Source organism: Mycetocola sp. CAN_C7 (assembly GCF_015752285.1).
Taxonomy (GTDB): Bacteria; Actinomycetota; Actinomycetes; order Actinomycetales; family Microbacteriaceae; genus Mycetocola_A.
Genome location: NZ_JADOUY010000002.1, coordinates 177,038 through 200,901, shown reverse-complemented (window position 1 = coordinate 200,901; position 23,864 = coordinate 177,038). Strand labels below are relative to the sequence as shown.

At 65.0% G+C, this 23,864-nt stretch carries 26 protein-coding genes; 11 read left to right on the top strand and 15 right to left on the bottom strand.

Annotated features, from left to right (window positions below):
• Positions 1-21 precede the first annotated feature (21 nt).
• Positions 22-1,572 carry an apolipoprotein N-acyltransferase gene (gene lnt / locus IWX78_RS04615; RefSeq protein ID WP_196832289.1) on the top strand — a complete coding sequence of 517 codons (1,551 nt, stop codon included), beginning with the start codon at positions 22-24 and terminating at the stop codon, positions 1,570-1,572.
• A 6-nt stretch (positions 1,573-1,578) separates the two neighbouring features.
• On the opposite strand, the gene IWX78_RS04610 is transcribed toward lnt, so the two are convergent.
• The 4 genes from IWX78_RS04610 to IWX78_RS04595 all read right to left on the bottom strand — a co-directional run bounded on the left by IWX78_RS04610 (position 1,579) and on the right by IWX78_RS04595 (position 4,294).
• On the bottom strand, positions 1,579-1,944 hold the full coding sequence (locus tag IWX78_RS04610) for an RNA polymerase-binding protein RbpA (protein WP_196832288.1): 366 nt from the start codon (positions 1,942-1,944) through the stop codon (positions 1,579-1,581).
• An 83-nt stretch (positions 1,945-2,027) separates the two neighbouring features.
• Positions 2,028-2,813 carry a glycerophosphodiester phosphodiesterase family protein gene (locus IWX78_RS04605; protein WP_196832287.1) on the bottom strand — a complete coding sequence of 262 codons (786 nt, stop codon included), beginning with the start codon at positions 2,811-2,813 and terminating at the stop codon, positions 2,028-2,030.
• Between the two features lie 3 nt (positions 2,814-2,816).
• Complete coding sequence (locus IWX78_RS04600; RefSeq protein WP_196832286.1) at positions 2,817-3,827, bottom strand: SPFH domain-containing protein; 1,011 nt, start codon at positions 3,825-3,827, stop codon at positions 2,817-2,819.
• Positions 3,824-4,294 carry an NfeD family protein gene (locus tag IWX78_RS04595; RefSeq protein WP_196832285.1) on the bottom strand — a complete coding sequence of 157 codons (471 nt, stop codon included), beginning with the start codon at positions 4,292-4,294 and terminating at the stop codon, positions 3,824-3,826. Before IWX78_RS04595 ends, IWX78_RS04600 begins: the two co-directional genes overlap by 4 nt.
• 149 nt (positions 4,295-4,443) lie before the next feature.
• On the opposite strand from IWX78_RS04595, the gene IWX78_RS04590 reads away from it, so the two are divergent.
• The 5 genes from IWX78_RS04590 (at position 4,444) to IWX78_RS04570 (ending at position 9,052) form a co-directional block, all read left to right on the top strand.
• Positions 4,444-5,205: an SDR family oxidoreductase gene (locus IWX78_RS04590; protein WP_196832284.1), complete on the top strand. Its 762-nt coding sequence runs from the start codon at positions 4,444-4,446 to the stop codon at positions 5,203-5,205.
• 50 nt (positions 5,206-5,255) lie between these two features.
• Entirely contained in the window at positions 5,256-5,720 is a 465-nt protein-coding gene (locus IWX78_RS04585; RefSeq protein WP_196832283.1) for a helix-turn-helix transcriptional regulator, read from the top strand.
• 5 nt (positions 5,721-5,725) lie between these two features.
• Positions 5,726-6,136: a VOC family protein gene (locus tag IWX78_RS04580; protein ID WP_196832282.1), complete on the top strand. Its 411-nt coding sequence runs from the start codon at positions 5,726-5,728 to the stop codon at positions 6,134-6,136.
• A 631-nt stretch (positions 6,137-6,767) separates the two neighbouring features.
• Complete coding sequence (locus IWX78_RS04575) at positions 6,768-7,403, top strand: TetR/AcrR family transcriptional regulator (RefSeq protein WP_196832281.1); 636 nt, start codon at positions 6,768-6,770, stop codon at positions 7,401-7,403.
• Positions 7,400-9,052, top strand: a complete 1,653-nt coding sequence (locus IWX78_RS04570) for an MDR family MFS transporter (RefSeq protein WP_196832280.1) — start codon at positions 7,400-7,402, stop codon at positions 9,050-9,052. Before IWX78_RS04575 ends, IWX78_RS04570 begins: the two co-directional genes overlap by 4 nt.
• A 62-nt stretch (positions 9,053-9,114) precedes the next feature.
• On the opposite strand, the gene IWX78_RS04565 is transcribed toward IWX78_RS04570, so the two are convergent.
• The 6 genes from IWX78_RS04565 to trpD form a co-directional block, all read right to left on the bottom strand.
• Positions 9,115-9,432: a 4a-hydroxytetrahydrobiopterin dehydratase gene (locus IWX78_RS04565; protein WP_196832279.1), complete on the bottom strand. Its 318-nt coding sequence runs from the start codon at positions 9,430-9,432 to the stop codon at positions 9,115-9,117.
• On the bottom strand, positions 9,429-9,743 hold the full coding sequence (locus IWX78_RS04560; RefSeq protein ID WP_196832278.1) for a hypothetical protein: 315 nt from the start codon (positions 9,741-9,743) through the stop codon (positions 9,429-9,431). Before IWX78_RS04560 ends, IWX78_RS04565 begins: the two co-directional genes overlap by 4 nt.
• A 170-nt stretch (positions 9,744-9,913) precedes the next feature.
• On the bottom strand, positions 9,914-10,606 hold the full coding sequence (gene dhaM / locus IWX78_RS04555) for a dihydroxyacetone kinase phosphoryl donor subunit DhaM (protein WP_196832277.1): 693 nt from the start codon (positions 10,604-10,606) through the stop codon (positions 9,914-9,916).
• Positions 10,603-11,253, bottom strand: a complete 651-nt coding sequence (dhaL, locus tag IWX78_RS04550) for a dihydroxyacetone kinase subunit DhaL (protein ID WP_196832276.1) — start codon at positions 11,251-11,253, stop codon at positions 10,603-10,605. The genes dhaM and dhaL overlap by 4 nt, the downstream gene beginning before the upstream one ends.
• Positions 11,254-11,286: 33 nt before the next feature.
• Positions 11,287-12,285, bottom strand: coding sequence for a dihydroxyacetone kinase subunit DhaK (gene dhaK / locus IWX78_RS04545; protein WP_196832275.1), 999 nt, complete (start codon positions 12,283-12,285; stop codon positions 11,287-11,289).
• Positions 12,286-12,366: 81 nt separating this feature from the next.
• Complete coding sequence (trpD, locus tag IWX78_RS04540; protein WP_196832274.1) at positions 12,367-13,434, bottom strand: anthranilate phosphoribosyltransferase; 1,068 nt, start codon at positions 13,432-13,434, stop codon at positions 12,367-12,369.
• A gap of 142 nt (positions 13,435-13,576) precedes the next feature.
• Here trpD and ctaE point away from each other — a divergent pair, with 142 nt between their 5' ends.
• The 5 genes from ctaE to IWX78_RS04515 are packed head-to-tail and all read left to right on the top strand — an operon-like array spanning position 13,577 to position 18,663.
• Positions 13,577-14,197: an aa3-type cytochrome oxidase subunit III gene (gene ctaE / locus IWX78_RS04535; protein WP_196832273.1), complete on the top strand. Its 621-nt coding sequence runs from the start codon at positions 13,577-13,579 to the stop codon at positions 14,195-14,197.
• A gap of 21 nt (positions 14,198-14,218) precedes the next feature.
• Positions 14,219-15,034 carry a cytochrome bc1 complex diheme cytochrome c subunit gene (gene qcrC / locus IWX78_RS04530; RefSeq protein ID WP_196832272.1) on the top strand — a complete coding sequence of 272 codons (816 nt, stop codon included), beginning with the start codon at positions 14,219-14,221 and terminating at the stop codon, positions 15,032-15,034.
• 37 nt (positions 15,035-15,071) lie between these two features.
• Positions 15,072-16,154 carry a cytochrome bc1 complex Rieske iron-sulfur subunit gene (gene qcrA / locus IWX78_RS04525; protein ID WP_196832271.1) on the top strand — a complete coding sequence of 361 codons (1,083 nt, stop codon included), beginning with the start codon at positions 15,072-15,074 and terminating at the stop codon, positions 16,152-16,154.
• Positions 16,151-17,776 (top strand): cytochrome bc1 complex cytochrome b subunit, encoded by a 1,626-nt coding sequence (gene qcrB / locus IWX78_RS04520; RefSeq protein ID WP_196832270.1) that lies wholly within the window; start codon positions 16,151-16,153, stop codon positions 17,774-17,776. The genes qcrA and qcrB overlap by 4 nt, the downstream gene beginning before the upstream one ends.
• A 29-nt stretch (positions 17,777-17,805) precedes the next feature.
• On the top strand, positions 17,806-18,663 hold the full coding sequence (locus IWX78_RS04515) for a methyltransferase domain-containing protein (protein WP_196832269.1): 858 nt from the start codon (positions 17,806-17,808) through the stop codon (positions 18,661-18,663).
• Positions 18,664-18,724: 61 nt separating this feature from the next.
• Here IWX78_RS04515 and IWX78_RS04510 read toward each other — a convergent pair whose 3' ends face one another.
• The 5 genes from IWX78_RS04510 to IWX78_RS04490 form a co-directional block, all read right to left on the bottom strand.
• Entirely contained in the window at positions 18,725-19,141 is a 417-nt protein-coding gene (locus tag IWX78_RS04510) for a cytochrome c oxidase subunit 4 (RefSeq protein ID WP_196832268.1), read from the bottom strand.
• Positions 19,141-20,871, bottom strand: a complete 1,731-nt coding sequence (ctaD, locus tag IWX78_RS04505) for an aa3-type cytochrome oxidase subunit I (protein ID WP_196832267.1) — start codon at positions 20,869-20,871, stop codon at positions 19,141-19,143. Before ctaD ends, IWX78_RS04510 begins: the two co-directional genes overlap by 1 nt.
• 2 nt (positions 20,872-20,873) lie before the next feature.
• On the bottom strand, positions 20,874-21,776 hold the full coding sequence (gene ctaC / locus IWX78_RS04500) for an aa3-type cytochrome oxidase subunit II (RefSeq protein WP_196832266.1): 903 nt from the start codon (positions 21,774-21,776) through the stop codon (positions 20,874-20,876).
• Between the two features lie 173 nt (positions 21,777-21,949).
• Positions 21,950-22,309, bottom strand: a complete 360-nt coding sequence (erpA, locus tag IWX78_RS04495) for an iron-sulfur cluster insertion protein ErpA (protein WP_196832265.1) — start codon at positions 22,307-22,309, stop codon at positions 21,950-21,952.
• Between the two features lie 106 nt (positions 22,310-22,415).
• The gene (locus IWX78_RS04490) at positions 22,416-23,834 is read right to left on the bottom strand and encodes a dipeptidase (protein ID WP_196832264.1); all 1,419 of its coding nucleotides are present in this window, start codon (positions 23,832-23,834) and stop codon (positions 22,416-22,418) included.
• Positions 23,835-23,864 lie beyond the last annotated feature (30 nt).

The window sequence follows — 23,864 nt, the reverse complement described above, 5'->3', positions numbered from 1 at the left end:
GAGGCAATCTAGGCTTGGGGGGTGACTGCCCCGGAACGCCCGCCCCTCCCGCTGCTCGCTGCCGTTCTGGTCGCAGCCGCCTCTGGCCCCGTCCTGGACGCCGGGTTCCCGGACAAGGGAATCTGGCCCCTCGCCCTGCTCGGTGTCGGGCTCATCGTTCTCACCCTCATCGGCCGGAGCATCGCCGGCGCCCTGCTCACCGGGTTCACCGCAGGGGTCTCGTTCTATCTCGTGCACATCTCCTGGATCACGCTGTATCTCGGGGATGTGCCCTGGCTGGCACTGTCGATCCTCGAATCGATCTTCTTCGCCATCGGCGCGCTGCTCATCATGCTCGCTTTCCGTTGGATTCCGCGGCTCTGGCCGAGCGCTCTCGGCCGGGTCGGTCTGCTCCCTTTGGTCGTCGCCGGCCTCTGGACAGCGCGCGAGGCGCTCGTCAGCACCTGGCCGTACGGCGGATTCGCCTGGGGCCGGGTCGCACTGAGCCAGTCAGAGAGTCCGTTCGCACCGCTCGTGGCGTGGATCGGGATCAGCGGCCTGAGCTTCGTTCTCGTCTGGCTGGTCACGTTCTTGGTCCAGTTCCTCCGCGAACCCGAGGTCTCCACCTGGTCCATCCGGCTGCTGGCACCCGCCGCCGCCACCGCGCTGCTCCTCGCGCTGCCGGCCTGGCCGGTGATGGAACGCGACACCTCGACGATCGCCGCTGTGCAAGGCAACGGCAAGGCCGGCTACTTCGACGAACGCGAGCCGGGCGACATCCTCTCGGCGCAGGCCTCGGCGACCCTGCCGCTCATCGGCACTCCTGTCGACATGATCGTCTGGCCCGAGAACGGCTCAGACCTTGACCCGGTGACTGTGCCGCAGGCGGCATCCGTTCTCGACTATCTCGGCGCGCAGACCGGGGCTCCGATCCTCGTCGGCACCATCCAGGAGCGCGAAGGCCGGTACTTCAACACCTCCCTGCTGTGGAAATCCGGAGAGGGAGCCGTCGACTACTACGACAAAAGACACCCGGTGCCGTTCGGCGAGTACGTGCCAGACCGCGCGTTCTGGGAGCCGTTCGCCCCCGACCTGATCGGACTGGTCGGGCGGGAGTACACGCCGGGCACACGCGACAACATCTTCGACGTCAACGGCGTGATCGCCGGGATGTCGATCTGCTTCGACATCGTCGACGACGCTCTCACCAGGGAAGCGGTCGACCGGGGCGCGCAGGTGATCATCGCGCAGACCAACAACGCCGACTTCGGCCGTACAGACGAGAACCAGCAACAGCTCGCCATCGCGCGGCTCCGAGCAATCGAAGCCTCGCGGAGCATCGTCAACGTGTCGACGGTCGGCACCAGCCAGATCATCGGACCCGACGGTGCGACCCTCACCGAGATTCCCGCCTACGAGCCCGGCCACATGGTCTACGACGTTCCACTCGTCAGCGAGAAGACGCCCGCCATGGTTCTCGGTGGTCACATCGAGTCGTTCGTCTCATACTTCGGCCTGCTGGCACTCGCCGTCGCCCTGCTTCTGCGCACGAAAAACGGGCGCCGGCAGAACGCCGACGCCCGAATCGTGTGACCTGGCTTACGCGCCGACCTTGTGCTGGCCGCGTCGCGTCCGCAGGAACGTCAGGCGTTCCTCGAGCAGTTCCTCGAGCTCGTCGCGGCTGCGACGTTCGAGAAGCATGTCCCAGTGGGTGCGTGCCTGCTTCTGGTCCGACCGGTCGATGGTCACGGGCTCTGAACCGACCATGAGGACGGCTTCAGCTCCACAATGACGGCATTCCCAGGTGTCTGGTGCTTCGGCATCTGCCGCAAACATCAACGCACTTTCGTGACTGCAGGTGGGGCACAGGTACACCGACCGTGCCCGGTCTGAAAAGACGACGCCCTCTTCGCTTTGTAGGCTCTGGGCGCCGAGGCGCATTCCGCGCAAACTACGATCTGCCATTTTATGGTCCCCTCTCGCTCGCTGTGTCCAGTTATAGACCCCCAAGCTGGGCAATGGCTCCGCCGTCCCGCGGTTTCTCCCAGCTAGCGTCCAGCGGAGGATGCGGTGTACTCAGCGACGATCGGCAGGGCGAGATCGGCCCGGTCGGTGATGAGCCCGTCGACGCCGAGCTCGAGAAGCCTGGTCATGTCTGCAGGGGAGTTGACTGTCCAGACATGCACCTCGACGCCCGCGCGGTGAAAGGTGCGCACCGTGCGACGGGTGACCAGCCGCAGCCTGCGATGGCGTTCGGGGATCTGGACGGTCGCGATCGATCCGAGTGCCGACCGCACGACGAAAACCGAACCGATACGGGCTCCGACGAATGCGCGGGAGAACCGTTCGGACGAGGCTGATGACGCGACACCCGGGAGGCCGGCCGTCGCGCGTGTGCGACGCGCCTCATCGAACGAGGTGAGAAGCACCCGACCCGTCGCGCCTTCCGCCCGGATCGCGCGTGCAGCCGGCCCTGCCGCCTGCTCGGACTTCACGTCGATGTTGAATCGGATGTCCGGGAACGTCACAAGGGCGCCGGCCAGCGTCGGCACCCGGTGTCCCGATCCGAGATCCAGCTGTCGCAGCTGGCTCAGGGTGAGGTCGCGAACCCGATGCGTGACCCCGTCGACGACGATCTCCGGATCGTGGACGAGAACCGCCACACCGTCTGCCGTCGCGTGGACATCTGTTTCGATGTAGCGGGCGCCGACGTCCACCGCAGCCTGGAACGCGGCGATCGTGTTCTCCGGCACCGTGAGAGCCAGCCCTCGGTGGGCGAAGACGCGCGGCCCACGGAGATCGAAGTATCCGGGGGCCGCGCGTTCCGTACTCACGTCCTACTCGGAGGTCGGCTGCGCGGGAGGTGCGGGGGGAGCGCCGGGCGCAACGGTCGAAGCCGGCGGGAAGATGCTCGACGGAACATCGGGGGCGGGGGAGTGGGGTGCGTCGTCTCCCTTGCCGGGGACGAACGCCTTCCCCAGGCCCTTGAGCGCTTCGGTGAGTTCGGATGGGATGATCCACAACTTGTTCGCTGTTCCGTCTGCCAGTTTCGGCAGCGTCTGCAGGTACTGGTACGCGAGAAGCTTCGGGTCGGGGTCTCCGCGGTGGATCGCATCGAACACGGTGGTGATGGCTTCGGCTTCACCCTGGGCACGGAGGACGGCCGCCTTCGCGTCACCCTCGGCGCTGAGGATCGCCGCCTGCCTTGCACCCTCCGCGGTGAGGATCGCTGACTGTTTGGTTCCCTCTGCCGTGAGGATGAGGGCGCGGCGGTCACGTTCGGCGCGCATCTGCTTCTCCATCGAATCCTGAATCGACAGGGGCGGATCGATCGCCTTGAGCTCGACCCTGCCGACCCGGATTCCCCACTTGCCCGTGGCTTCGTCGAGGACGACCCTGAGCTGACCGTTGATGTTGTCGCGGCTCGTCAGCGCCTCCTCCAGGTTGAGGCCACCGACGACGTTACGGAGCGTCGTCGTGGTGAGCTGTTCGACTGCCCCGAGATAGTTGGCGATCTCGTAGGTCGCCGCGCGGGCATCCGTCACTTGGAAGTAGACGACCGTGTCGATGGAGACGACGAGGTTGTCTTCGGTGATCACCGGCTGGGGCGGGAACGAGACGACCTGCTCGCGCATGTCGATCAGCGGCCGGAGCCTGTCGACGAAGGGGACGAGGAGGTTCAGTCCCGGTTGCAGTGTCTTGTGATAGCGGCCGAGGCGTTCGACCACGCCTGCGGACGCCTGCGGGATGATACGGATGGCTCGGAAAAGCACCACGAGGATGAAGACGACGACGACGATGCCGACGATCCAGGCGATCGTGGTTCCGATGAGATCTGAGGTGGTCATGACGGGTTCCTCTCCTGGGGTGCGACCACTGCGGTCGCACCGTCGATGGCGAGCACGCGGACTGCGGTACCCGGTTCGAGGCTGGTTGCGGGGGAGTCGACGGCCACCATGGCCGTCCACAGCTCACCGTTCGCGAGTTTCACCTGGCCGCCGTGCCCTGAGACGGTCTGCACGACGAGCCCCCTGGCCCCGAGGAGCGCATCGATGTTGCTCTTCGTCGGGTCCTCACCCTTGCGGAGCGCTCGGAGAAGGGAGGGGCGAACGAGGAGGAGAAGCAACACGGAGGCCGCAGCGCCGATGATGAGCTGACCCCACCAGGGCACGCCCAGGAGCCCGGACAGGAGTCCGATCGAGCTGCCGATGGCCAGCATGAGGAAGGTGAACTCGAGGCTGAGCATCTCGATCGTGATGAACAACAGAATGAGGACCAGCCAGATCACCCATGAATACTGAATGACCCAGTCCATGTCACGCCCCTTCCGGCCGCCGCCGTGTGGGGCCAGTGTTACTCATGAATCTATCAGGCAGGCGGGGAGAGCCGGGGAGTTCTTGGTAGTCTCGGAGGCTGGGATTGCCGGTCAGGCCGCATCCGCCCTCGTTCCTGAAGGAGTTCACCATGTCCAACCCCCTCGCCGCAGGTTCTCTCGCCGGCAAGAACGTGCTCGTCACCGGATCGTCTCGGGGAATCGGCGCTGACACCGTGCGTTACTTCGCTGAGGCCGGTGCGAACGTCGTGATCAACTTCCGCAACAAGGAGGCCAGGGCAGTGAAGCTCGCCGACCAGATCCGCGCCGCGGGCGGAACGGCGATCACGGTCGGTGCCGACCTCACCGATCCCGCATCGGTGCAGTCCATGTTCGACACCGTCGCCGCACAGTACGGCCACCTCGACGTTCTCGTACTCAATGCCTCAGGCGGTATGGAGAGCGGCATGGCTGCCGACTATGCGATGCAGCTCAACCGTGACGCGCAGGTCTCCGTGCTCGAGACCGCACTGCCGCTCCTCGGCGCCGGTTCCCGCGTGGTTTTCGTCACCAGCCACCAGGCGCACTTCATCCGCACCACCCCGACGATGCCCGAGTACGAACCGGTCGCGTTGTCGAAACGCGCGGGTGAGGACGCACTGCGGTCACGGATCCCCGCACTCTCGGAGAAGGGGATCGACTTCGTCGTCGTCTCCGGCGACATGATCGAGGGCACCATCACCGCCACGCTTCTCGAACGGGCCAATCCGGGAGCCATCAGCGCGCGGAAGGACTCAGCCGGCCGGCTGTACAACGTGGGGGAGTTCGCCGCAGAAGTGGCTGCTGCCGCCGTCGAGCCCGTCCCCGCCGAGAACACCCGGTACGTCGGCGACACTGCAGACTTCGGGGGGTAAGCGACCGCGACCGCTGGACATCCGTTCGTCCAGGTGGCACCATCGCTCACGTGACCAGCAGATCGACCTCGGACGACCGACTGCGCGATCTCGCGCTTCTGCGACGGGTGCGCGATCGGATGGATCGCGAGTATGCACGACCTCTCGATGTCCACGCGCTCGCGCGGGGTGTGAACATGTCTGCCGGGCATCTCAGCCGGCAATTCCGTCTCGCCTACGGCGAATCGCCATACGCCTATCTCATGACGAGACGCATCGAACGAGCAATGGCACTGTTGCGGCGCGGCGATCTCAGCGTCACTGACGTCTGTTTCGCTGTGGGCTGTTCATCGCTCGGCAGCTTCAGTTCCCGATTCACCGAGCTGGTCGGAGTCGCGCCGAGCGTGTACCGGAGGAACGCCGCACAAGCTGCCGAGGGGCATTTCACCGCCGGGATGCCGTCATGCGTCTCGCGGGAGGTCACGAGACCGGTCAGGAATCGAGAAGCGACGGTTGTCGATCCGCATCTAGTCTGACCGGCATGGACATCACAATCTCAGCCAGTTTCCTCCCGCACAGCGACCCGGAAGCCTCTCTCGCCTTCTACCGGGACGTCCTCGGTTTCGAAGTGCGCAACGACGTCGGCTACGCGGGGATGCGCTGGATCACCGTCGGGCCGATCGGCCAGCCAGCCACATCCATCGTGCTCGAACCACCCGTCGCCGATCCCGGCGTCACGGACGACGAACGACGAACAATCACCGAGATGATGGCAAAGGGAACGTACGCCGGCGTTCTCCTCGCCACCGCCGACCTCGACGGCACCTTCGAACGGCTCCGTGCCGGCGGCGCTGAGATCGTTCAGGAACCGATCGACCAGCCATACGGGCTGCGCGACTGCGCCGTGCGCGATCCTGCGGGCAATCAGATCCGCATCCAGGAGGTCCGCTGAGACGGGATCGAAATTATGTCAAGTAATGTGCCGCCGGGCGCCACGCCGGGAGAGTGGTTCGTCGGCGCTCGACCTGCGCATCATCGCCGTCCGCCGAGTTCGCCACACACTGAGGCCACACCCTGAAGCCTCACGCTGACAACTGACCCACCAGGGGCGCGAGGCTCGCTCACCGCGTACTCGTCGACCCCGGGGGCACCGCGCCGACGGATACTGTCGCGCCGCGTGACACTCGCTCATCGCGGCCGGAAGGGGCGCGCGGTCGGGCGACATCCGCTCTCAACCCTGTCATTTCATTGCCGATAATGCACATTATGTCAACAAGCTGATCCGAGCGGCCTCCCCGCCCGCGACAGCGCGCGTCGGTGGTCGTCCCGTTCGTGCTCACCGCGCTTCGGTCGCCGGCTCGACGTCACCGCCCGGTGCGAGCACGCTGACTGACCCTGAGCCGGCCACGCTGCGACACAGACCAAGCCACAGCGGTCCAGCACGGCTCCGGCGCTTCCTGCCACTCTCTCCCCCCGCGCGAGCATGCCTCACCGACGACCACGTCGCCGACGCACGATGCCGGCAAGATCGAGCGCCGGCTCCAAGTTTGCACATTGGATCTGAAAGTGCAATAGTGCACTCTATGAACGATAGTGCAACTGGGACGCGCGCAACTTTGCGCAAGCAGGCGACGGCCACGCAGCTCACCCTGCTCTGCCGGAGCCTCACCGCCGACCGGGGGCTGAACGGTTTCACCATCGAAGAGGTGTGCAGCGACATCGGGATCTCGCGCCGCACCTTCTTCAACTACTTTCCGTCGAAGGAGGACGCCGTCCTCGGGATCGCCGACGAGAACGACGAGATGTCGAAGATGGCCGACGACTTCCGGGCGCGCGGGTCACGGGGCTGGACCGCAGTGGTCGACGACCTCGCCGACCTCGCCGTGCAGCACATCCGCTCCGCGGGTCACAACGCATCCGAACACATCGCGTTCATGACCGTGCTCGAGCGCGAACCCCGGCTGCTCGCCCGTTTCATCGGTGCCGGCCGGGAGCGGGAGCAGGGGCTCGTCGCCATGGTCGCCGCCCGCGAGGGCGTTCCCGCCGACGACCCGCTGGCCCGAGCCGCCATCGACATCGTGTCGACCATCCTGCGCTCGACGGCCGACCGCATCTCAGATCCCCGCGTGGCCGAAGACTTCGGCGCGGCCATCCTCGAATCCCTCGCCGCCGTCCGCGCGGTCCTCACACCTCCTCTCCCCCGAAAGGCCGACCAGTGACATCGACTGCAGAAGCTCCGCTTCTCCTCACCCAACGCAGGATCTGGATCATCTTCGCCGCGCTCATCGCCGGCATGCTGCTCTCCAGCCTCGACCAGACCATCGTCTCAACGGCAATGCCCACGATCGTCGGACAACTCGGCGGTGTTGAGCACCAGGTCTGGCTCACGACCGCCTACCTGCTGGCGACGACCATCGTCATGCCGGTGTACGGCAAATTCGGCGACGTCCTCGGACGCAGGAACCTGTTCCTCATCGCGATCGCCCTCTTCACGATCGCGTCTGTCGGCTGTGCATTCGCGGGCGACTTCACTCAGCTCATCGTCTGGCGCGCCGTGCAGGGTCTCGGTGGCGGCGGATTGATCATCCTCTCGCAGGCGATCATCGCCGACATCGTGCCCGCCTCCGAACGAGGCAAGTATCTGGGCCCGCTTGGCGCGGTCTTCGGCCTGTCAGCCGTCGGCGGCCCGCTTCTCGGCGGCTTCTTCGTCGATCACATGACCTGGCAGTGGGCGTTCTACATCAACATCCCGGTCGGGATCGCCGCATTCGCCGTCGCCTGGTTCACTCTCAAACTTCCGAGCAAGAAAGCGACAGCGCCGATCGACATCCTCGGTGTTCTCTTGCTGTCTGCCTTCACCACCTGCCTCATCTTCTTCACCGACTTCGGTGGCGACGCCGATCACGGTTGGGATGCGGTCGAAACCTGGCTCTTCGGTATCGGCATGGTCGTCGCCGCGCTGCTCTTCGTGCTCGTCGAGTCGAAGGCCAAGGACCCGATCATTCCGCTCGCTCTCTTCAAGAACCCGATCTTCGTCAACGCGACGGCAATCGGCCTCACCCTCGGGCTGGGAATGTTCGCGGCGATCGGTTTCGTGCCGACCTTCCTCCAGATGTCGTCAGGAACGTCGGCGGCGGCATCCGGCCTGTTGATGCTCCCCATGATGGTCGGCCTCATCGGCACGTCGATCGGCTCTGGCATCGCGATCTCCCGGACAGGAAAGTACAAGATCTTCCCGATCCTCGGCACTCTCATCACCGGAGTGGCCATGGTGGCGATGACGACGCTGGCCGCCGATACGCCCATCTGGCTCATCTGTGTCTACCTGTTCGTCTTCGGAGCAGGACTGGGCATGATCATGCAGGTCGTCGTTCTGGTCACGCAGAACTCGGTCGACGCGTCTCTCGTCGGAACCGCCACGAGCACGAACAACTACTTCCGTGAGGTCGGTGCGTCCCTCGGCGTCGCGGTCTTCGGAACGATCTTCACGACGAGGCTGACCGAGAACCTCACCGGCGTCTTCGCCGGAGCCGGAGCGAGCGCATCCGACGCCGAGAGCGCCACGGCGACCCTCGACCCGCAGACGCTGAGCCAGCTACCGGATGCGATCCGCGATGGAGTCGTGACGGCGTACGCCGATGCACTCGCGCCGGTGTTCTGGTACCTGATCCCGTTCATCGGCCTGGCCTTCCTGCTGTCTCTGTTCCTCAAGCAGATCAAGCTCTCGGACGTCGCCGGGCTCGTCGCACGCGGTGAAGCCATCGGCGGAGAGGAAGCTGAAGCGCTCGAAGCCGCCCAGCTCTCACGGCCGCGTAGCAGGAACGACCGCGCGGGCACAGCCGAACACGTGGACATCCAGACGCGCTGAGCCCAGCACAGGAACGGCGACGATCGCTTCACGCGTCGTCGCCGTTTCGCTGTTCTGCCCTCTTATTCGCCGGTTGCGTTATCGACTCCGACACGAGCAGCGGCGGAGTCGATGCGGCGTGCAAGCTCCAGATCGCGGTGCGTCACTCCCCCGGCGTCGTGCGACGAGAGAAAGACGTCCACGCGTGCATATGTCAGGGTCAGATCCGGGTGATGCCCGAGCTCTTCAGCGACCTCGGCGATCGCGGCGACGAGACGGGCGCCGGTGGCGAAGTCCCTGGTGCGAAATGACGCCTCGAGTCGATCGTCGGCACGCCGGAACGCGCTGCCAGCCCACGTCGTACTCGTGTCGTCTGGGGCTGGTGTTGCGGTGTCGTTCATCCGCGCTTCGCCGGGCGACGCGGCGTTCGCGACGGCATGCCGAACTCGTCGAGGGGCGAGTGGTGGTTGTATTCGAGGGTGTGATCGATCGGTGCCGGGCATTCGAGGATGGCGTTGGGCGTTGAATGATCGATACGGTGCTCCCCCATCGGATGCCCGCAGACCGGGCACGAGGTGGACGGGGCGCGGTCGTCTTCGACAAGCGAGCCGACAGGCGGCGGGCCGAAGACGGGTATCAGCTTGCGGTCGACCCACGCAGCAGACCGGACCAGCCGGCCGTCGGTGGTCTTCACGTTCTTGATCCGGACCATGCCCCATGGTACCCCCGAAATTGATGAATTCTCAGGATTTTCCGCGGCGCTGTCGGAACTTGGGCCCGATCTACCGCCCTGAGTTGCCACAACCTGTCGCTCAGACGGGACCCGGGCGACGAAATGTGACATCTGAGCGACACCGGGCACAGCCGGTGGTATTCGACGGCTTAGTCCTCCCCGAACCCGGATGCGACGAGGTCGGCGAGAGCGTCGACCGCTCCTCTGCCGTCTGGGTCGTCGGTGGCGATCTCCGCGTCGCGGCCACGCACGAGCCCGAGAGCCATAATCGCCAGCAGGCTCTTGGCATCCTTACCGTTGACGGTGACGCGCACGGGAAAGGTGCCGGCGAGTTTCACGAAATCCGCAGCAGGTCGTGCGTGCAGCCCGTCGCGGTTGAGTACCGTCACGACGCGGGAGTACCCGCCGCTGTCTGGTCCTGCGGTCGCTTCCGGCTGGGGCGCCTGCGTTTCGGTCCGGCCGGAGTCGTAGGCGGTGCGCGCAGCTGTGGCGACTCCGTCCCGATCCTCCCCGGTCTGGGCGGCAACGGCGGCGGCCACTCCCCCCTCGACGAGCGGAGCATCGACGATCATCACCCGTGCGCGCACGTCGTCGTCGAGAAAGTCCAGCGCCGTCTCTGCGGTGAGGATGGCGGAACCCAGGTCACACAGGATCACCACGCCGTCGACGGAGTCGGCCCGAGCGACGGCATCGGTGACGAGATCGAAGCTCGTTCCGATTCCGTCGCCCTCCGTGCCGCCGGCCGCGACGAGAGCAACATCCGGTGCCATCTGCGCGGCGAGCTCGACGAGACCCGAGGCGATCTTCGAACTGTGTGAGACGAAAACCAGCCCGACGGTCATGACGCGGCGCCAGAGGATGCGGCGACATCGGCGGCGGCCCGCAGGAGGAGCGCCGTCGACTGTGCGCCGGGGTCACGGTGGCCGATAGCCCTCTCCCCGAGGTAGCTGGCCCTGCCTTTGCGAGCGATCAGCGGCTCGGTTGCCGTGGCACCGGACTCGGCCGCCTCCGCGGCCGCGGCGAGCACGGTCACAGCATCTGCCCCATCGCCGACGGCGGCATCGGCAGCGTCGACTGCCGGAGCCCACGCGTCGATCATGGTCTTGTCGCCCGGCTGCGCCTTTCCGCGCAGCACGATTCCGTCTTTCGCGGCGCGGAGAAGGGCAGCCAGTGCAGCCCCGTCGAGGTCGGACTTGCCTGCGACCGCTCCGGCTGCCTTGAGGTAGGCGGTGCCATACAACGGGCCCGCTGCGCCGCCGACAGTGGAAATGAGGGTCGTCGCAACGAGCTTGAGCACGTCGGCCGGGATCGCGTCGGCTGCCACGTCGTCGAGCTTGGCCAGAACCGCGGAGAACCCCCTGTCCATGTTCTCTCCGTGGTCACCGTCGCCGATGTCACGGTCGAGGGTGATGAGTTCCGTCCGGTGTTCGGCGATCACCGCAGCACTCGCCCGCACCCAGTCGACGGTCCACGCGGTGCCCAGGCTCATCTGTTTTCCTCTCGTTGGCTGTCGCTCACGGTATCAACGACCCCAACGCAGAGCGGCGGTCTGGACAGGGGCGTCCCACAGCTCGGTCAGCTCGTCGTCCAGTTTGAGCACGGAGAGCGACATGCCCTGCATCTCGAGGGAGGTCGTGAAGTTGCCGACGAGCATCCGGGCCACCTCGATGCCGCGATCGGCCAGGACTTTCGCGGCATGACGGTAGACGATGTAGAGCTCGACCTGGGGCGTGCCGCCCATCCCGTTGACGAGAAGAAGGACTCGGTCTCCCGAGGCGAACGGCAGGTCATCGAGGATCGGTCCGAGCAGGCGGTCGACGATCGCGTCTGCGGGCTGGAGCTTGATCTTCTCCCGGCCAGGTTCGCCGTGGATGCCGATCCCGATCTCGATCTCGTCATCCTCGAGCACGAAACTCGGCTCGCCGGCGTGCGGCACAACGCACGGCGTGAGCGCAACGCCCATCGACCGCACCTGGCCGATCACTTTCTCTGCGACAGCCGTGACCTCGTCGAGGGAATCGCCGCGCTGCGCGGCCGCACCGGCGATCTTCTCCACGAGCACCGTTCCTGCGACCCCACGCCGCCCGGCCGTATAGAGAGAGTCCTGTACAGCGACGTCGTCGTTCACGATAACGCTCCGCACCTCGATGCCGTCTGCACCGGCCAGATCGGCCGCCGTCTCGAAGTTGAGCACGTCTCCCGTGTAATTCTTGACGATGTGGAGCACACCGCGGCCGCCATCGACCGCCGCCGTCGCTGCCACGATCGGGTCGGGAGTCGGTGAGGTGAACACCGGGCCGGGGACCGCGGCGTCGAGCATGCCGTAGCCGACGAACCCGCCGTGGAGCGGCTCGTGGCCGCTCCCCCCACCTGACACGATTCCGACTTTGCCCGACGGGGCATCCGACCGGACGAGGAAGATGGGATCGAGCGAGGCACGCACAATGTCCGCGTGGGCCGCGGCGAAACCTTCGACCGCTTCGGTGACCACGTTCTTGGGGTCGTTGATGAGCTTCTTCATTGAACTCTCCTGTTGAGCGAATGCCGGCTGGGGCAGCCTGCACTCAACCTAGCGGCCACTGGCACGCGCATGGAAGGGGTGTCAGGCGCTTCGAGGACGCCCCTGGGTCGAGGCGACCCACTCGTCGAGTTTGGCGGCCGCGCGGCCCGAATCGATCGACTCCCTGGCGACCTCGAGCTGCTCGGCAAATCGCTCGAGGATGCCGACCTGCATCTGGGCAGGGTCCTCGGCCAGCCGGTACGCCACCAGCCCGGCTGCGGCGTTGAGAAGGACGATGTCGCGCACGGGTCCGTCCTCGCCCGCAAGAACCCGGCGGACGACGGCGGCATTGTGCCGAGGGTCGCCGCCGACGAGGTCACTCATGCGGGATCGGGCGATTCCGAGATCCCGCGGGTCGAGGTCGTGTTCGGTGACCAGGCCGTTGCTGACCTCCCAGATGTGCGAATGACCGGTGGTCGTGAGCTCGTCGAGACCGTCATCGCCGCGGAAAACCAGAGCGGTTGCCCCGCGAGTCTGGAATACCCCGACGAACAGCGGAACGCGGTCGAGTTGCGCAACACCGACGGCCGACGCCTCCGGTCTGGCCGGATTGCACAGCGGGCCAAGGAAGTTGAAGACCGTCGGTACTCCGAGGTCGGCGCGGACGGGCGCTGCGTGCCGGAATCCCGGGTGGAACGCAGAGGCGAAAGCGAAGGTGATCCCGGTGTCTGTCAGGGCGGATGCCACGGCGTCAGCCGACAGGGTGAGATCGATTCCCAGCTCGGAGAGCACGTCGCTCGCGCCGGACGTCGAGCTGACCGCGCGGTTGCCGTGCTTGATCACTGGGACACCGGTGGCGGCGACGACGATGCAGGCCATGGTCGAGATGTTCACCGTCCCGAAGCGGTCTCCTCCTGTGCCGACGATGTCGAGGGCCATCGAGTCGACGGGGAGCACCACCGATCGCTCGAGGATCGCATCACGGAACCCCACGATCTCGTTGACGGACTCGCCCTTCGCACGCAGCGCGACGAGGAAGCCGGCGATCTGTGCAGACGACGCCTCCCCGCTGATGACCTGCTCCATCGCCCAGGTCGCTTCGGCGACGCTCAGGTCGGCACCGGAAAGCAGTTCGGTGAGGATGTACGGCCAGTTCGGGGAATCAGACATAGCTCAAATGGTATCGATCCGCAGCACTCCGGCGAATTCACGGTCGACTCCCGGTCGAAACTAAGGTCAGCCTTAGTAACGACTCGGGTCCGAGGGGCAGCCATTGCGAAAAACCCTCCGGGATATCGGCCATAATGGAACAGTGACGAGCACTTCATTGAACTATGCGGCGAGAGCCCCGAAGATCAACCGGCCGAACACTGTCGCCGTTGGCACCATCGTGTGGCTGGGCAGTGAGGTCATGTTCTTCGCCGGGCTTTTCGCGATCTACTTCACCCTCCGTTCGGTTGCGCCGGACCTGTGGGCCAGCGAGACCGCCCTCCTCAACATTCCCTTCTCGGCAGTGAACACGGCGATCCTCGTATCCTCGTCGTTCACCTGCCAGCTGGGTGTGTGGGCAGCCGAGAGGATGCAGCCACGCGCCATCGGCTGGAAGCTCGGCATGGTGGAGTGGTTCTTCATCACCTACGCGCTTGGGGCCATCTTCGTCGCCGGTCAGATCTGGGAGTACGCCACGCTCGTCAGCGAAGGCGTCACCCTCTCCTCGAACGCCTATGGTTCCGCGTTCTACTTCACCACCGGGTTCCATGGCCTCCACGTGACGGGCGGGCTCATCGCCTTCCTTCTCGTGATCGGTCGTTCGTACGCAGTGAAGGCCTTCGGCCACAAGGAAGCGACGACCGCCATCGTCGTCTCGTACTACTGGCACTTCGTCGATGTCGTCTGGATCGGTCTCTTCTTCGTCATCTACATACTGAAATAGCAACCGGAAGACTTCACACGAATGCTCAGGACACCATCGCCCTCCGCTCGCAAGAGCCGTAAGCAGGGCCGCCGCTCCCCTCTCGCCACGATTTCTCTCATCGCCGCCGGGCTGCTCTTCACCGGGGGCGCTTACGCCGCCTTCTCCACCACGACGGCGAATGCCGAGACCCCTGCCGCGGTCACGACAGCCAGTGTCGAAGACGGTGCGAAGCTCTTCGCAGCGAACTGCGCCTCCTGCCACGGACTCGACCTCGAGGGCACCGCTGAAGCACCCAGCCTGATCGGTGTCGGCGCTGCCGCCGTCGACTTCCAGGTCGGTACCGGCCGGATGCCGATGCAGGCCCACGGCCCGCAGGCGCCCGAGAAGCCCGTCCAGTTCACCGAAGACCAGATCCTCTCACTCGCCCAGTACGTGGCGACGACGGCTCCCGGCCCCGGCATCCCCGACGAGTCACTGCTCGACGGCGAGGGTGACACGGCCAACGGTGCCGAATTGTTCCGCATCAACTGCGCCATGTGCCACAACGTCGCAGGAGCGGGCGGTGCTCTCACCCAGGGTAAGTTCGCTCCTCCCCTGGGTGGTGTCGCTCCCGAGCACATCTACGAGGCCATGGTCACCGGCCCCCAGAACATGCCCGTCTTCAACGACGCCAATCTCTCTCCCGAAGACAAGCGCGACATCATCACAGCGCTGAAGTTCATCGAGAACAACCCCTCGCCCGGCGGAAACGAGCTCGGCTCGCTCGGCCCGGTCGCCGAAGGCCTGTTCCTCTGGATCTTCGGTCTCGGCACCATCGTCGCGATCACCGTGTGGATCACGGCACGGTCGAACTAGACAGACATGACTACACGCAGCACTACAAAGGAGCACCATGGCACAGGACGGTAACAGCGGCAAGGAACTCGCCGCTGCGGACTCGTCAGACCACGGCCACGGCATCGAACATGCGGTCGGCACGGCGGTTGTGGCCGCGGACGCGATCCCGAACCCGGGTTTCCCCCCGCACCGGCACCGCGTCACCGACATCGAGCCGAAGAAAGAGAAGCGCGCTGAGCGCACGGTCTACACCCTCTTCTACCTCTCGATCGTCGGCAGCATCTTCGCCATCGCGGCCTACATGGCGTTCCCGATCATCCCGGAAAACCTGGAATCGGTCCGGCTCAACAACCTCTTCATCGGTCTGGGCCTCGCTCTCGCTCTCCTCGCCATCGGTATCGGCGCTGTGCACTGGGGCAAGGCACTCATGCACGATGAAGAAGGCATCGACCTCCGCCACCCGGTTCGCGGCTCGGACGAGACCAGGGCCCGCGCCGTTGAGATCTTCGACGAAGCAAATACCGAGTCGGGTTTCGGGCGGCGTTCACTGATCCGCAACAGCCTCATCGGTGCTCTCATCGCCTTCCCGCTCCCGGCGGTCGTGCTGTTCCGCGGCCTGGCACCCGAGAACCAGAACCCGGTCGACCTGCTCAAGCACACGATGTGGAAAGAGGGCGACCGTCTCGCCCGCGACCCGTCCGGTGTGCCGATCAAGGCATCCGATGTCACCGTCGGTTCCGTCTTCCACGTGATTCCGGAGGAACTGGCCAGCGTCGGGCACTCCGAGGGTTACCTCGAGGAGAAGGCCAAGGCCATCGTCCTGCTCATGCGGCTCAAGCCCGAAGACCTCGTCGAGGATGAGGACAAGAAGGACTGGTCGTACGACGGAATCGTCGCATACTCCAAGGTCTGCACCCACGTCGGCTGTCCCGTCGCACTGTACGAGCAGCAGACCCACCACCTGCTCTGCCCGTGCCACCAGTCGCAGTTCGACGTCACCAACCACTGCGCCGTGATCTTCGGACCGGCAGCCCGTCCCCTCCCGCAGCTTCCCATCGCGATCGACGACGAGGGCTACCTCATCGCACAAAGCGACTTCCGCGAACCTGTCGGCCCGAGTTTCTGGGAGCGTCATTGAACACCGTCACGGCTCCGGCCGAACCCACGACAACGACTCCGGCGAAGAAGTCAGGCGGCTTCACCGCCGCAGCGTCGAACTACATCGATGAGCGAACGAGTATCTCCACCGCCGTCAAGGAGCTCGGCCGCAAGATCTTCCCCGACCACTGGTCGTTCCTTCTCGGCGAGGTGGCGCTGTACAGCTTCGTCATCATCCTGCTGTCCGGTACCTTCCTGACGTTCTTCTTCCAGGCGTCGATGGCCGAGGTCCACTACGAGGGTTCATACGTTCCTCTCAAGGGCGTGGAGATGTCTGCCGCAATGGCATCTTCCCTCGATCTCTCCTTCGACATCCGCGGTGGTCTGCTCATGCGGCAGGTCCACCACTGGGCTGCGCTTCTCTTCGTCGCCTCCATCGGCCTGCACATGCTGCGCATCTTCTTCACCGGTGCGTTCCGCAAGCCGCGTGAGCTCAACTGGGTGATCGGCTTCATCCTCTTCATCCTCGCGATGGCAGAAGGCTTCACCGGATACTCACTGCCAGACGACCTGCTCTCGGGCAACGGCCTGCGCATCATCGACGGTATGGTCAAGGGAATTCCGCTCATCGGAACCTGGACGTCGTTCCTGCTCTTCGGTGGGGAGTTCCCCGGCACCGACATCGTCGGCCGACTCTACTCACTGCACATCCTGCTGCTCCCGGCGATCATCCTCGTGCTCATCGCCCTCCACCTGTTGTTCGTCGTCGTGCACAAGCACACCCAGTACGCCGGACCGGGCCGCACGCAGCAGAACGTCGTCGGATTCCCTGTGCTCCCCGTCTACGCAGCGAAGGCCGGTGGATTCTTCTTCATCGTCTTCGGTGTCGTGATGCTGATCGCCTCGCTGTTCACGATCAACCCGATCTGGAACTACGGCCCGTACGACCCATCACCGGTTTCGGCAGGAACCCAGCCTGACTGGTACATCGGATTCGCCGACGGCGGCCTCCGACTCGCACCATCGAACTGGGACATCGTGCTGTTCGATCACACGCTGTCGTTCGGAATCCTCGTTCCGCTCGCGGTCATCGGGCTGTTCATCGTTCTCGTGCTGATCTACCCCTTCCTCGAAGCGTGGATCACCGGCGACAAGCGGGAGCACCACATCCTCGACCGCCCGCGCAACGCGGCAACACGCACCGCCATCGGCGCTGCGGGTGTCACCTTCTACGCCGTCCTCTGGGCCGCAGCAAGCTCGGACATCATCGCGACGCACTTCCACGTCACGATGGAGGGTGTCATCCACACCCTGCAGGCCCTGCTGATCCTCGGTCCGATCATCGCCTACTTCGTCGCCAAGCGGACCTGTCTTGCGCTGCAGAAGAAGGACCGTTCGATCGCTCTCCACGGTTACGAGTCCGGACGCATCGTTCGCCTCCCCGGTGGCGAGTACATCGAGGTTCACGAGCCGGTCGACGAGTACGAGCGCTGGAAGCTCGTCAGCCACGAGAGCTACAAGCCGCTGATGATCCGCCCGAACGCACGCGGACAGATCTCGGTCGCGCAGCGCGCCCGAGCCGGCTTCTCGCGCTGGTTCTTCGAGGATCGCATCGACCCGGTCTCTCAGACCGAGATCGAATCGTCGCACGACCACCATTAGGACCCCGTCCCCCAACTGATCGGGCAGCGTTGATCCTCTCCACACTGGCAGAGAATCTTCGCTGCCCTTTCTGTTTCTCCGCCGGCACCGGCTCGCGTCCGCTCTCCCCCGCAGGCGCTCTCACCCTGGGCTGCGACGCCGGGCACCGCTTCGATGTCAACAAGCGCGGGTACATCTCACTGTTGCCTCCACGCACGCGCGTCGTCGGCGACAGCGTAGCCATGCTCACCGCGCGATCGCGATTCTTCGACACCGGGTGGTATGCGCCGATAGCGAGCGCCGTCGCGGCGGCGGGTGCTGCAGCCCTCGAAGCCGTGCCCGGGCGACGGCGGGTCGCCGAGGTCGGCTGCGGAACGGGGTACTACCTCGACGCACTGGTCTCCGTCCTGCCGAATGCGCTGCCTCTCGCCGCCGACCTGTCACCGGATGCGGTCAGGATGGCTGTCAGCGCGGTGCAGGACGCCGTCGGAGTCGTCCTCGACGTGTGGCAGCCTCTCCCCCTCGCTGACGCCTCACAGGACCTACTGCTCAGTGTCTTCGCTCCGCGGAACCTGCCCGAGTTCGCCCGGGTGCTCGCCGATGACGGATGCCTCATCGCCGTGGTTCCCACCGGAGACCACCTCCGCGAGGCCCGCGACGCCGGCCTCGCTCTCGACGTTCCCGGCGGCAAGGCCGACGACCTCGTCCGGTCCGCGTCCGCGCTCTTCGTCGAAACAGCTCGGGCCGAGGTGACCTTCCGTATGGAACTCGACCGCGAGACTCTCGCGCTGTTGATCGGGATGGGTCCGTCGGCTCACCACAGCCGTGACGGTGGAGGATCAGGGGCGGATGTTCCAGCCAGCGTCACGGCATCCGTCACCGTTGTCACCCTGCGCCGGAGGGGCTGACGGTAGATGCACGAACGGCCAGGCGCGAACGCGCCTGGCCGTTTGTCGAGCGTGCTGGGTATCAGTGAGCGTGGTAACCGCGGTAGTACTCGTAGGTCCAGCCGATGACCGCGACCAGAAGCAGCGGAGCAGCGATGAACGAGATCCAGAAGCCGACCGACAGCCCGAGCATCATGAGCGCTCCACCGGCGGCCATGATGATGGGCCACCAGCTCCACGGGCTGAAGTGCCCGATCTCGGGATCCCCGTCGTCGATGTTGGCGCTGAGCGTGTCTTCGGGCAGCTCTCCACCCTGGTGACGGTGCACCTGGTTGAGGTAGAAGCCGAGGAACAGTGCCAGCAGAGCCGACAGCGCGAGCGCCACGGTTCCGACCCACTCGATCTCCTCCGCAGCCGCGAGGCTCCAGTAGACGTAGACCCCGGTGACGAGGACGAAGAAGACCGCAAGGATCCAGAAAAGGTTGACGTTCGCCTTCATTACTTGACTTCGCCTTCCGCGCGGTCGTACGTGGGTGCATCCGGTGCGTCCTTCGCCGGGCCGATTCCGACAGGGATGCCGGCCTCGGGGTGGTTCAGGTCGAACGCGGGGCGTTCGGAACGGATGCGCGGGATGGAGGTGAAGTTGTGACGCGGGGGCGGGCAGGAGGTCGCCCATTCGAGCGAACCGCCGTAGCCCCACGGGTCGTTCACGGTGACCTTCGGCGCCTTGCGCGCCGTGATGTAGACGTTGAGGAAGAACGGCAGCATCGAGAGGGCGAGGATCATCGATCCGACCGTCGAGAGCTGGTTCATCCAGGTGAAGCCGTCTTCAGGCGAGTACGTGGCGTACCGGCGCGGCATCCCGATCACACCGAGCCAGTGCTGGATCAGGAAGGTGGTGTGGAAACCGAGGAACAGCAACCAGAAGTGCCAGTAACCCAGCTTCTCGTTGAGCATCTTGCCTGTCCACTTGGGCCACCAGAAGTAGAACCCGCTGAACATCGCGAAGACCACGGTTCCGAACACCACATAGTGGAAGTGCGCGACGACGAAGTAGCTGTCGGACACATGGAAGTCGAGCGGAGGCGACGCAAGGATGACACCGGTCAGCCCACCGAAGGTGAACGTGACAAGGAATCCGATCGCCCAGAGCATCGGGGTCTCGAACGTCACCGAGCCGCGCCACATCGTTCCGACCCAGTTGAAGATCTTCACTCCGGTCGGAACCGCGATGAGCATGGTCATCAGTGAGAAGAACGGCAACAGAACGGATCCGGTCACGTACATGTGGTGAGCCCACACGGTGACGGACAATGCTGCGATCGAGATCGTCGCATAGACGAGGGTCTTGTATCCGAAGATCGGTTTGCGGCTGAACACCGGGAAGACCTCGGAGACGATGCCGAAGAACGGCAGCGCGATGATGTAGACCTCGGGGTGACCGAAGAACCAGAATAGGTGCTGCCAGAGAATCACTCCGCCGTTCTCGGCGTCGTAGATGTGGGCACCGAAGACGCGGTCGGCACCGAGGGCGAAGAGCGCGGCCGCGAGGACCGGGAACGCCATCAGGACGAGCAGCGAGGTGACGAGTGTGTTCCAGGTGAAGATCGGCATCCGGAACATCGTCATGCCCGGTGCGCGCATCGTGATGATGGTCGTGATGAAGTTCACGCCACCGAGGATGGTGCCGAACCCGGAAAGCGCGAGTCCGAGAACCCAGAGGTTGCCTCCGATTCCCGGCGAGAACGTCGTGCTCGACAGCGGGGCGTAAGCGAACCAGCCGAAGGATGCTGCACCCTGAGGGGTGAGGAACCCGCCGACGGCGAGCAGGCTGCCGAAGAGGAAGAGCCAGAAGGCGAATGCGTTGAGTCGGGGGAACGCGACGTCAGGCGCACCGATCTGCAACGGCATCAGCGCATTGGCGAAACCGGCGAACAGCGGGGTCGCGAACATCAGCAGCATGATCGTGCCGTGCATCGTGAACAGCTGGTTGTACTGTTCCTTGGTTTCGAGGAGGCTGAGCCCGGGCTCGAAGAGCTGAGCGCGGATGATCAGTGCCATCACGCCGGCGATGCAGAAGAACACGAATGACGCGATCAGGTACATGTACCCGATCGTCTTGTGGTCGGTCGAGGTGATCCAGCTGACAATGATGTTGCCCTTGCGCTGGGTCGCGTTCTTGTTGAGGACGCTGGCCTGGCCCGCGGGGATCTCGAGTGTTGTAGCCATGACTAGTTGCCCTCTCCTTCGCCGCGAGCTGGCGCGGTTCCCGGCAGGTTGGTGTTACGAGAGAAGTCCTCACCGAAGTCGCCGACATTTCCGTCGTCCGCGAGGGACTGCAGGTAGGCGTCGTACTCCTCCTGCGAGACAACCTCGACGTTGAAGAGCATCAGGGAGTGGTATTCGCCGCAGAGTTCCGCACATTTGCCGGCGTAGGTTCCCTCACGCTCCGGAGAGAACGACATGTAGTTGGTCTTGCCGGGGAACATGTCTTTCTTGTACAGGAAGTCGATGACCCAGAAGGAGTGGATGACGTCGCGCGACTGGAGCGCGATGGTGACGTCTGCGCCGACCGGCAGGTACAGGGTCGGGAGCTTCTCCTGGTCGATGGTGCCTGCCGCGGCTCCTTCTTCCTGCTCGGCCTGGACGCCAGCCGACCAGACGTCTTCGCCGTCGACGGCGCCGGAGTAGACGAAGTCCCACGCCCACTGCTTCGCGAAAACCTCGATTTCGACATCCGGGTTCTCGTACTGCGTCTCGATCGCGGCCTGGTCACGCGCCGTGAAGGCGAAGAATCCGAGCACGAGGATGAGAGGGACGATCGTGTAGAAGATCTCGATCGGCATGTTGTAGCGCATCTGGACGGGAAGGCCGGTCTGGCCTTTCCTGCGGCGGTAGACCACGATGGCCCAGATGATGAGACCCCAGGTCAGGAGACCGACTCCGAGGAGGACGATCCATGACGTTGTCCACAGACCGGCTATGCGCTCGGTGTGGTTCGTGACGGGCGCTTCGCCCTCCACGAAACCGGGGAGATAGCCGTGCAGTTCGGCCTGGGTACAGCCGGCGAGAACCACGGCAAGCGTGAGAGCAACCGGTATAGCAGCCCATCGGAGTCGACGATTCGAGCGCACCTGGGACCTTTCGATGACAGTGTTGTTACAGCCATCAGTCTAGCCCGATGGAGGCACCCGCTCTCGACCATTTCGCACGCGCTGCCCGGTTTCCTGCGGCTCTGTGCGCCGGAAAAGGAACAGGGGACGCGCCGTCCCCGGCGCGTCCCCTGCATGAGTTCCTGAAAATTGTCCTAGTGGAAACTGTCTCCACAGGCGCAGCTGCCGCCGGCGTTCGGGTTGTCGATGGTGAAACCCTGCTTCTGGATGGTGTCCTCGAAATCGATGGATGCTCCATCGAGGTACGGGACGCTCATCTTGTCGACGATCACTTCGACTCCGTTGAAGTCGACTGTGGCGTCTCCGTCGAGGACCCGCTCGTCGAAGTAGAGCTGATAGATGAGGCCTGAGCAGCCTCCCGGCTGCACGGCGACGCGCAGTCGCAGGTCGTCGCGTCCCTCCTGCTCGAGCAGGCTCTTCACCTTGGCTGCTGCCGTGTCGCTCAAACCGACGCCGTGGGCGGTCGGGGCGGATGTCAGCGTCGTGTCGCTCATGACTCTCCTTGGTTCGTCGTGCTCGCAGGGGTCTGCGAAATCGTATTCATTCTACGCACGGTAACCGCGTGCATGCTGGGTGCATTCCCGCTGTGCAGAGGACGGGTCATTTCAGAGCGGCGTTGAGCCTGGCGAGCAGGAGCGCCTCGGCGAGTACAGACCGGTGGAACACACCGAGGTGCAGCGACTCGTTCGGGCTGTGGGCACGCGAGTGCGGGTCCTCAACGCCCGTCACGAGGATCTCGGCCTGAGGGAATTCCCGCACGAGATCGGAAATGAACGGGATCGACCCACCGATGCCCAGTTCGACCGGCTCGACACCCCAGGCATCCGCCATCGCACGCTTGGCCTCACGGACAGCGTAACCACTCGTGTTCACGAGAAACGGATCTCCGAGGTCGACGTCGTCGATCGCGATTTCCGCCCCGAACGGCGCGTGTGCCCTGAGGTGCTTCTCGATCGCATCCGCTGCGTCGTGCGCCGTCTGCCCGGGGGCGACGCGCGCACTGATCTTGACCGCGATCGACGGCGAAAGCGTGTTGGAGGCGTTCGCGACGGTGGGCGCGTCGATCCCGGTCACCGTGATCGACGGCTGCGACCAGATCCGGCTGAGGATCGAACCGGTTCCGATCGGGCTCACCCCGGGAAGGAGGCCGGTCTCGGCGCGGAGCTGCGCCTCGGAGTAGTCGGGCGTCGATCCGTCCGAGCGGGTCAGCCCGTCGACCGCGACGGATCCGTCGTCATCCCAGAGAGTCGCAAGAAGACGGATGCCGGCGAGCATGGCGTCGGGGACGGCTCCCCCGAACATGCCGGAGTGCGAGGCATGCTCGAGCGTCTTCACGGTCAGCCGGAACGTGACGTTACCGCGCAGGCCGATGGTCAGGGCCGGGGTGGTCTCATCCCAGTTGGCCGAGTCGGCGACGATGATCGCGTCTGCGGCCAGAGCGTCACGGTTGGCGCTGAGGAAGTTCGCGAACGACCGGGAGCCGAACTCCTCTTCACCCTCGATGAACAGCGAGAGCCCCAGATCGAAATCCTCTCCGACGGCTTCGACCAGGGCCCGCAGGGAGGCGATATGCGCCATCACTCCTGCTTTGTCGTCTGCGGCACCCCTGCCGTAGATTCGGTCTCCACGGACGGTCGGCTCGAACGGTTTCGAGTCCCAGTCCTCGTCGTTGCCGGGAGGCTGCACGTCGTGGTGGGCATAGAGCATCACTGTTGGCCGCCCGTTCCTGGCGCTGCGGGTGGCAAGGACGGCCGGCTGTCCGAGCTCGCCTCCGTCGCCCACCGGAGCCTGGGCGATCTCGACGCTGTCGAAAACACCGGTTCCACGAACGAGCGCGGCGACGGCATCCGCACTCTCCCGCACATGAGCGGGATCGAACGCCGCCCAGGACACGCTCGGAATCCGCACCAGACGCGAGAGATCGGCGATGGTGGACGGCAATCCGCCAGCGACGGCGGTGCGGATCGCATCGTCGACGGCTGACGGGGTTTGCGAGACGTTCTCGGTGGTATCGGTCATGGAGGTAATCTTAAGAGATATCCAGCGCAA

Bases quoted from the DNA above. Each gene is read 5' to 3' on its own strand.
- IWX78_RS04610 (WP_196832288.1), bottom strand. From the start codon at position 1,944: ATGGCAGATCGTAGTTTGCGCGGAATGCGCCTCGGCGCCCAGAGCCTA.
- IWX78_RS04600 (WP_196832286.1), bottom strand. From the start codon at position 3,827: ATGACCACCTCAGATCTCATCGGAACCACGATCGCCTGGATCGTCGGC.
- IWX78_RS04595 (WP_196832285.1), bottom strand. From the start codon at position 4,294: ATGGACTGGGTCATTCAGTATTCATGGGTGATCTGGCTGGTCCTCATT.
- IWX78_RS04590 (WP_196832284.1), top strand. From the start codon at position 4,444: ATGTCCAACCCCCTCGCCGCAGGTTCTCTCGCCGGCAAGAACGTGCTC.
- IWX78_RS04580 (WP_196832282.1), top strand. From the start codon at position 5,726: ATGGACATCACAATCTCAGCCAGTTTCCTCCCGCACAGCGACCCGGAA.
- IWX78_RS04575 (WP_196832281.1), top strand. From the start codon at position 6,768: ATGAACGATAGTGCAACTGGGACGCGCGCAACTTTGCGCAAGCAGGCG.
- IWX78_RS04565 (WP_196832279.1), bottom strand. From the start codon at position 9,432: ATGAACGACACCGCAACACCAGCCCCAGACGACACGAGTACGACGTGG.
- IWX78_RS04560 (WP_196832278.1), bottom strand. From the start codon at position 9,743: ATGGTCCGGATCAAGAACGTGAAGACCACCGACGGCCGGCTGGTCCGG.
- dhaM (WP_196832277.1), bottom strand. From the start codon at position 10,606: ATGACCGTCGGGCTGGTTTTCGTCTCACACAGTTCGAAGATCGCCTCG.
- dhaL (WP_196832276.1), bottom strand. From the start codon at position 11,253: ATGAGCCTGGGCACCGCGTGGACCGTCGACTGGGTGCGGGCGAGTGCT.
- dhaK (WP_196832275.1), bottom strand. From the start codon at position 12,285: ATGAAGAAGCTCATCAACGACCCCAAGAACGTGGTCACCGAAGCGGTC.
- trpD (WP_196832274.1), bottom strand. From the start codon at position 13,434: ATGTCTGATTCCCCGAACTGGCCGTACATCCTCACCGAACTGCTTTCC.
- qcrC (WP_196832272.1), top strand. From the start codon at position 14,219: ATGCTCAGGACACCATCGCCCTCCGCTCGCAAGAGCCGTAAGCAGGGC.
- qcrA (WP_196832271.1), top strand. From the start codon at position 15,072: ATGGCACAGGACGGTAACAGCGGCAAGGAACTCGCCGCTGCGGACTCG.
- IWX78_RS04510 (WP_196832268.1), bottom strand. From the start codon at position 19,141: ATGAAGGCGAACGTCAACCTTTTCTGGATCCTTGCGGTCTTCTTCGTC.
- ctaD (WP_196832267.1), bottom strand. From the start codon at position 20,871: ATGGCTACAACACTCGAGATCCCCGCGGGCCAGGCCAGCGTCCTCAAC.
- erpA (WP_196832265.1), bottom strand. From the start codon at position 22,309: ATGAGCGACACGACGCTGACATCCGCCCCGACCGCCCACGGCGTCGGT.
- IWX78_RS04490 (WP_196832264.1), bottom strand. From the start codon at position 23,834: ATGACCGATACCACCGAGAACGTCTCGCAAACCCCGTCAGCCGTCGAC.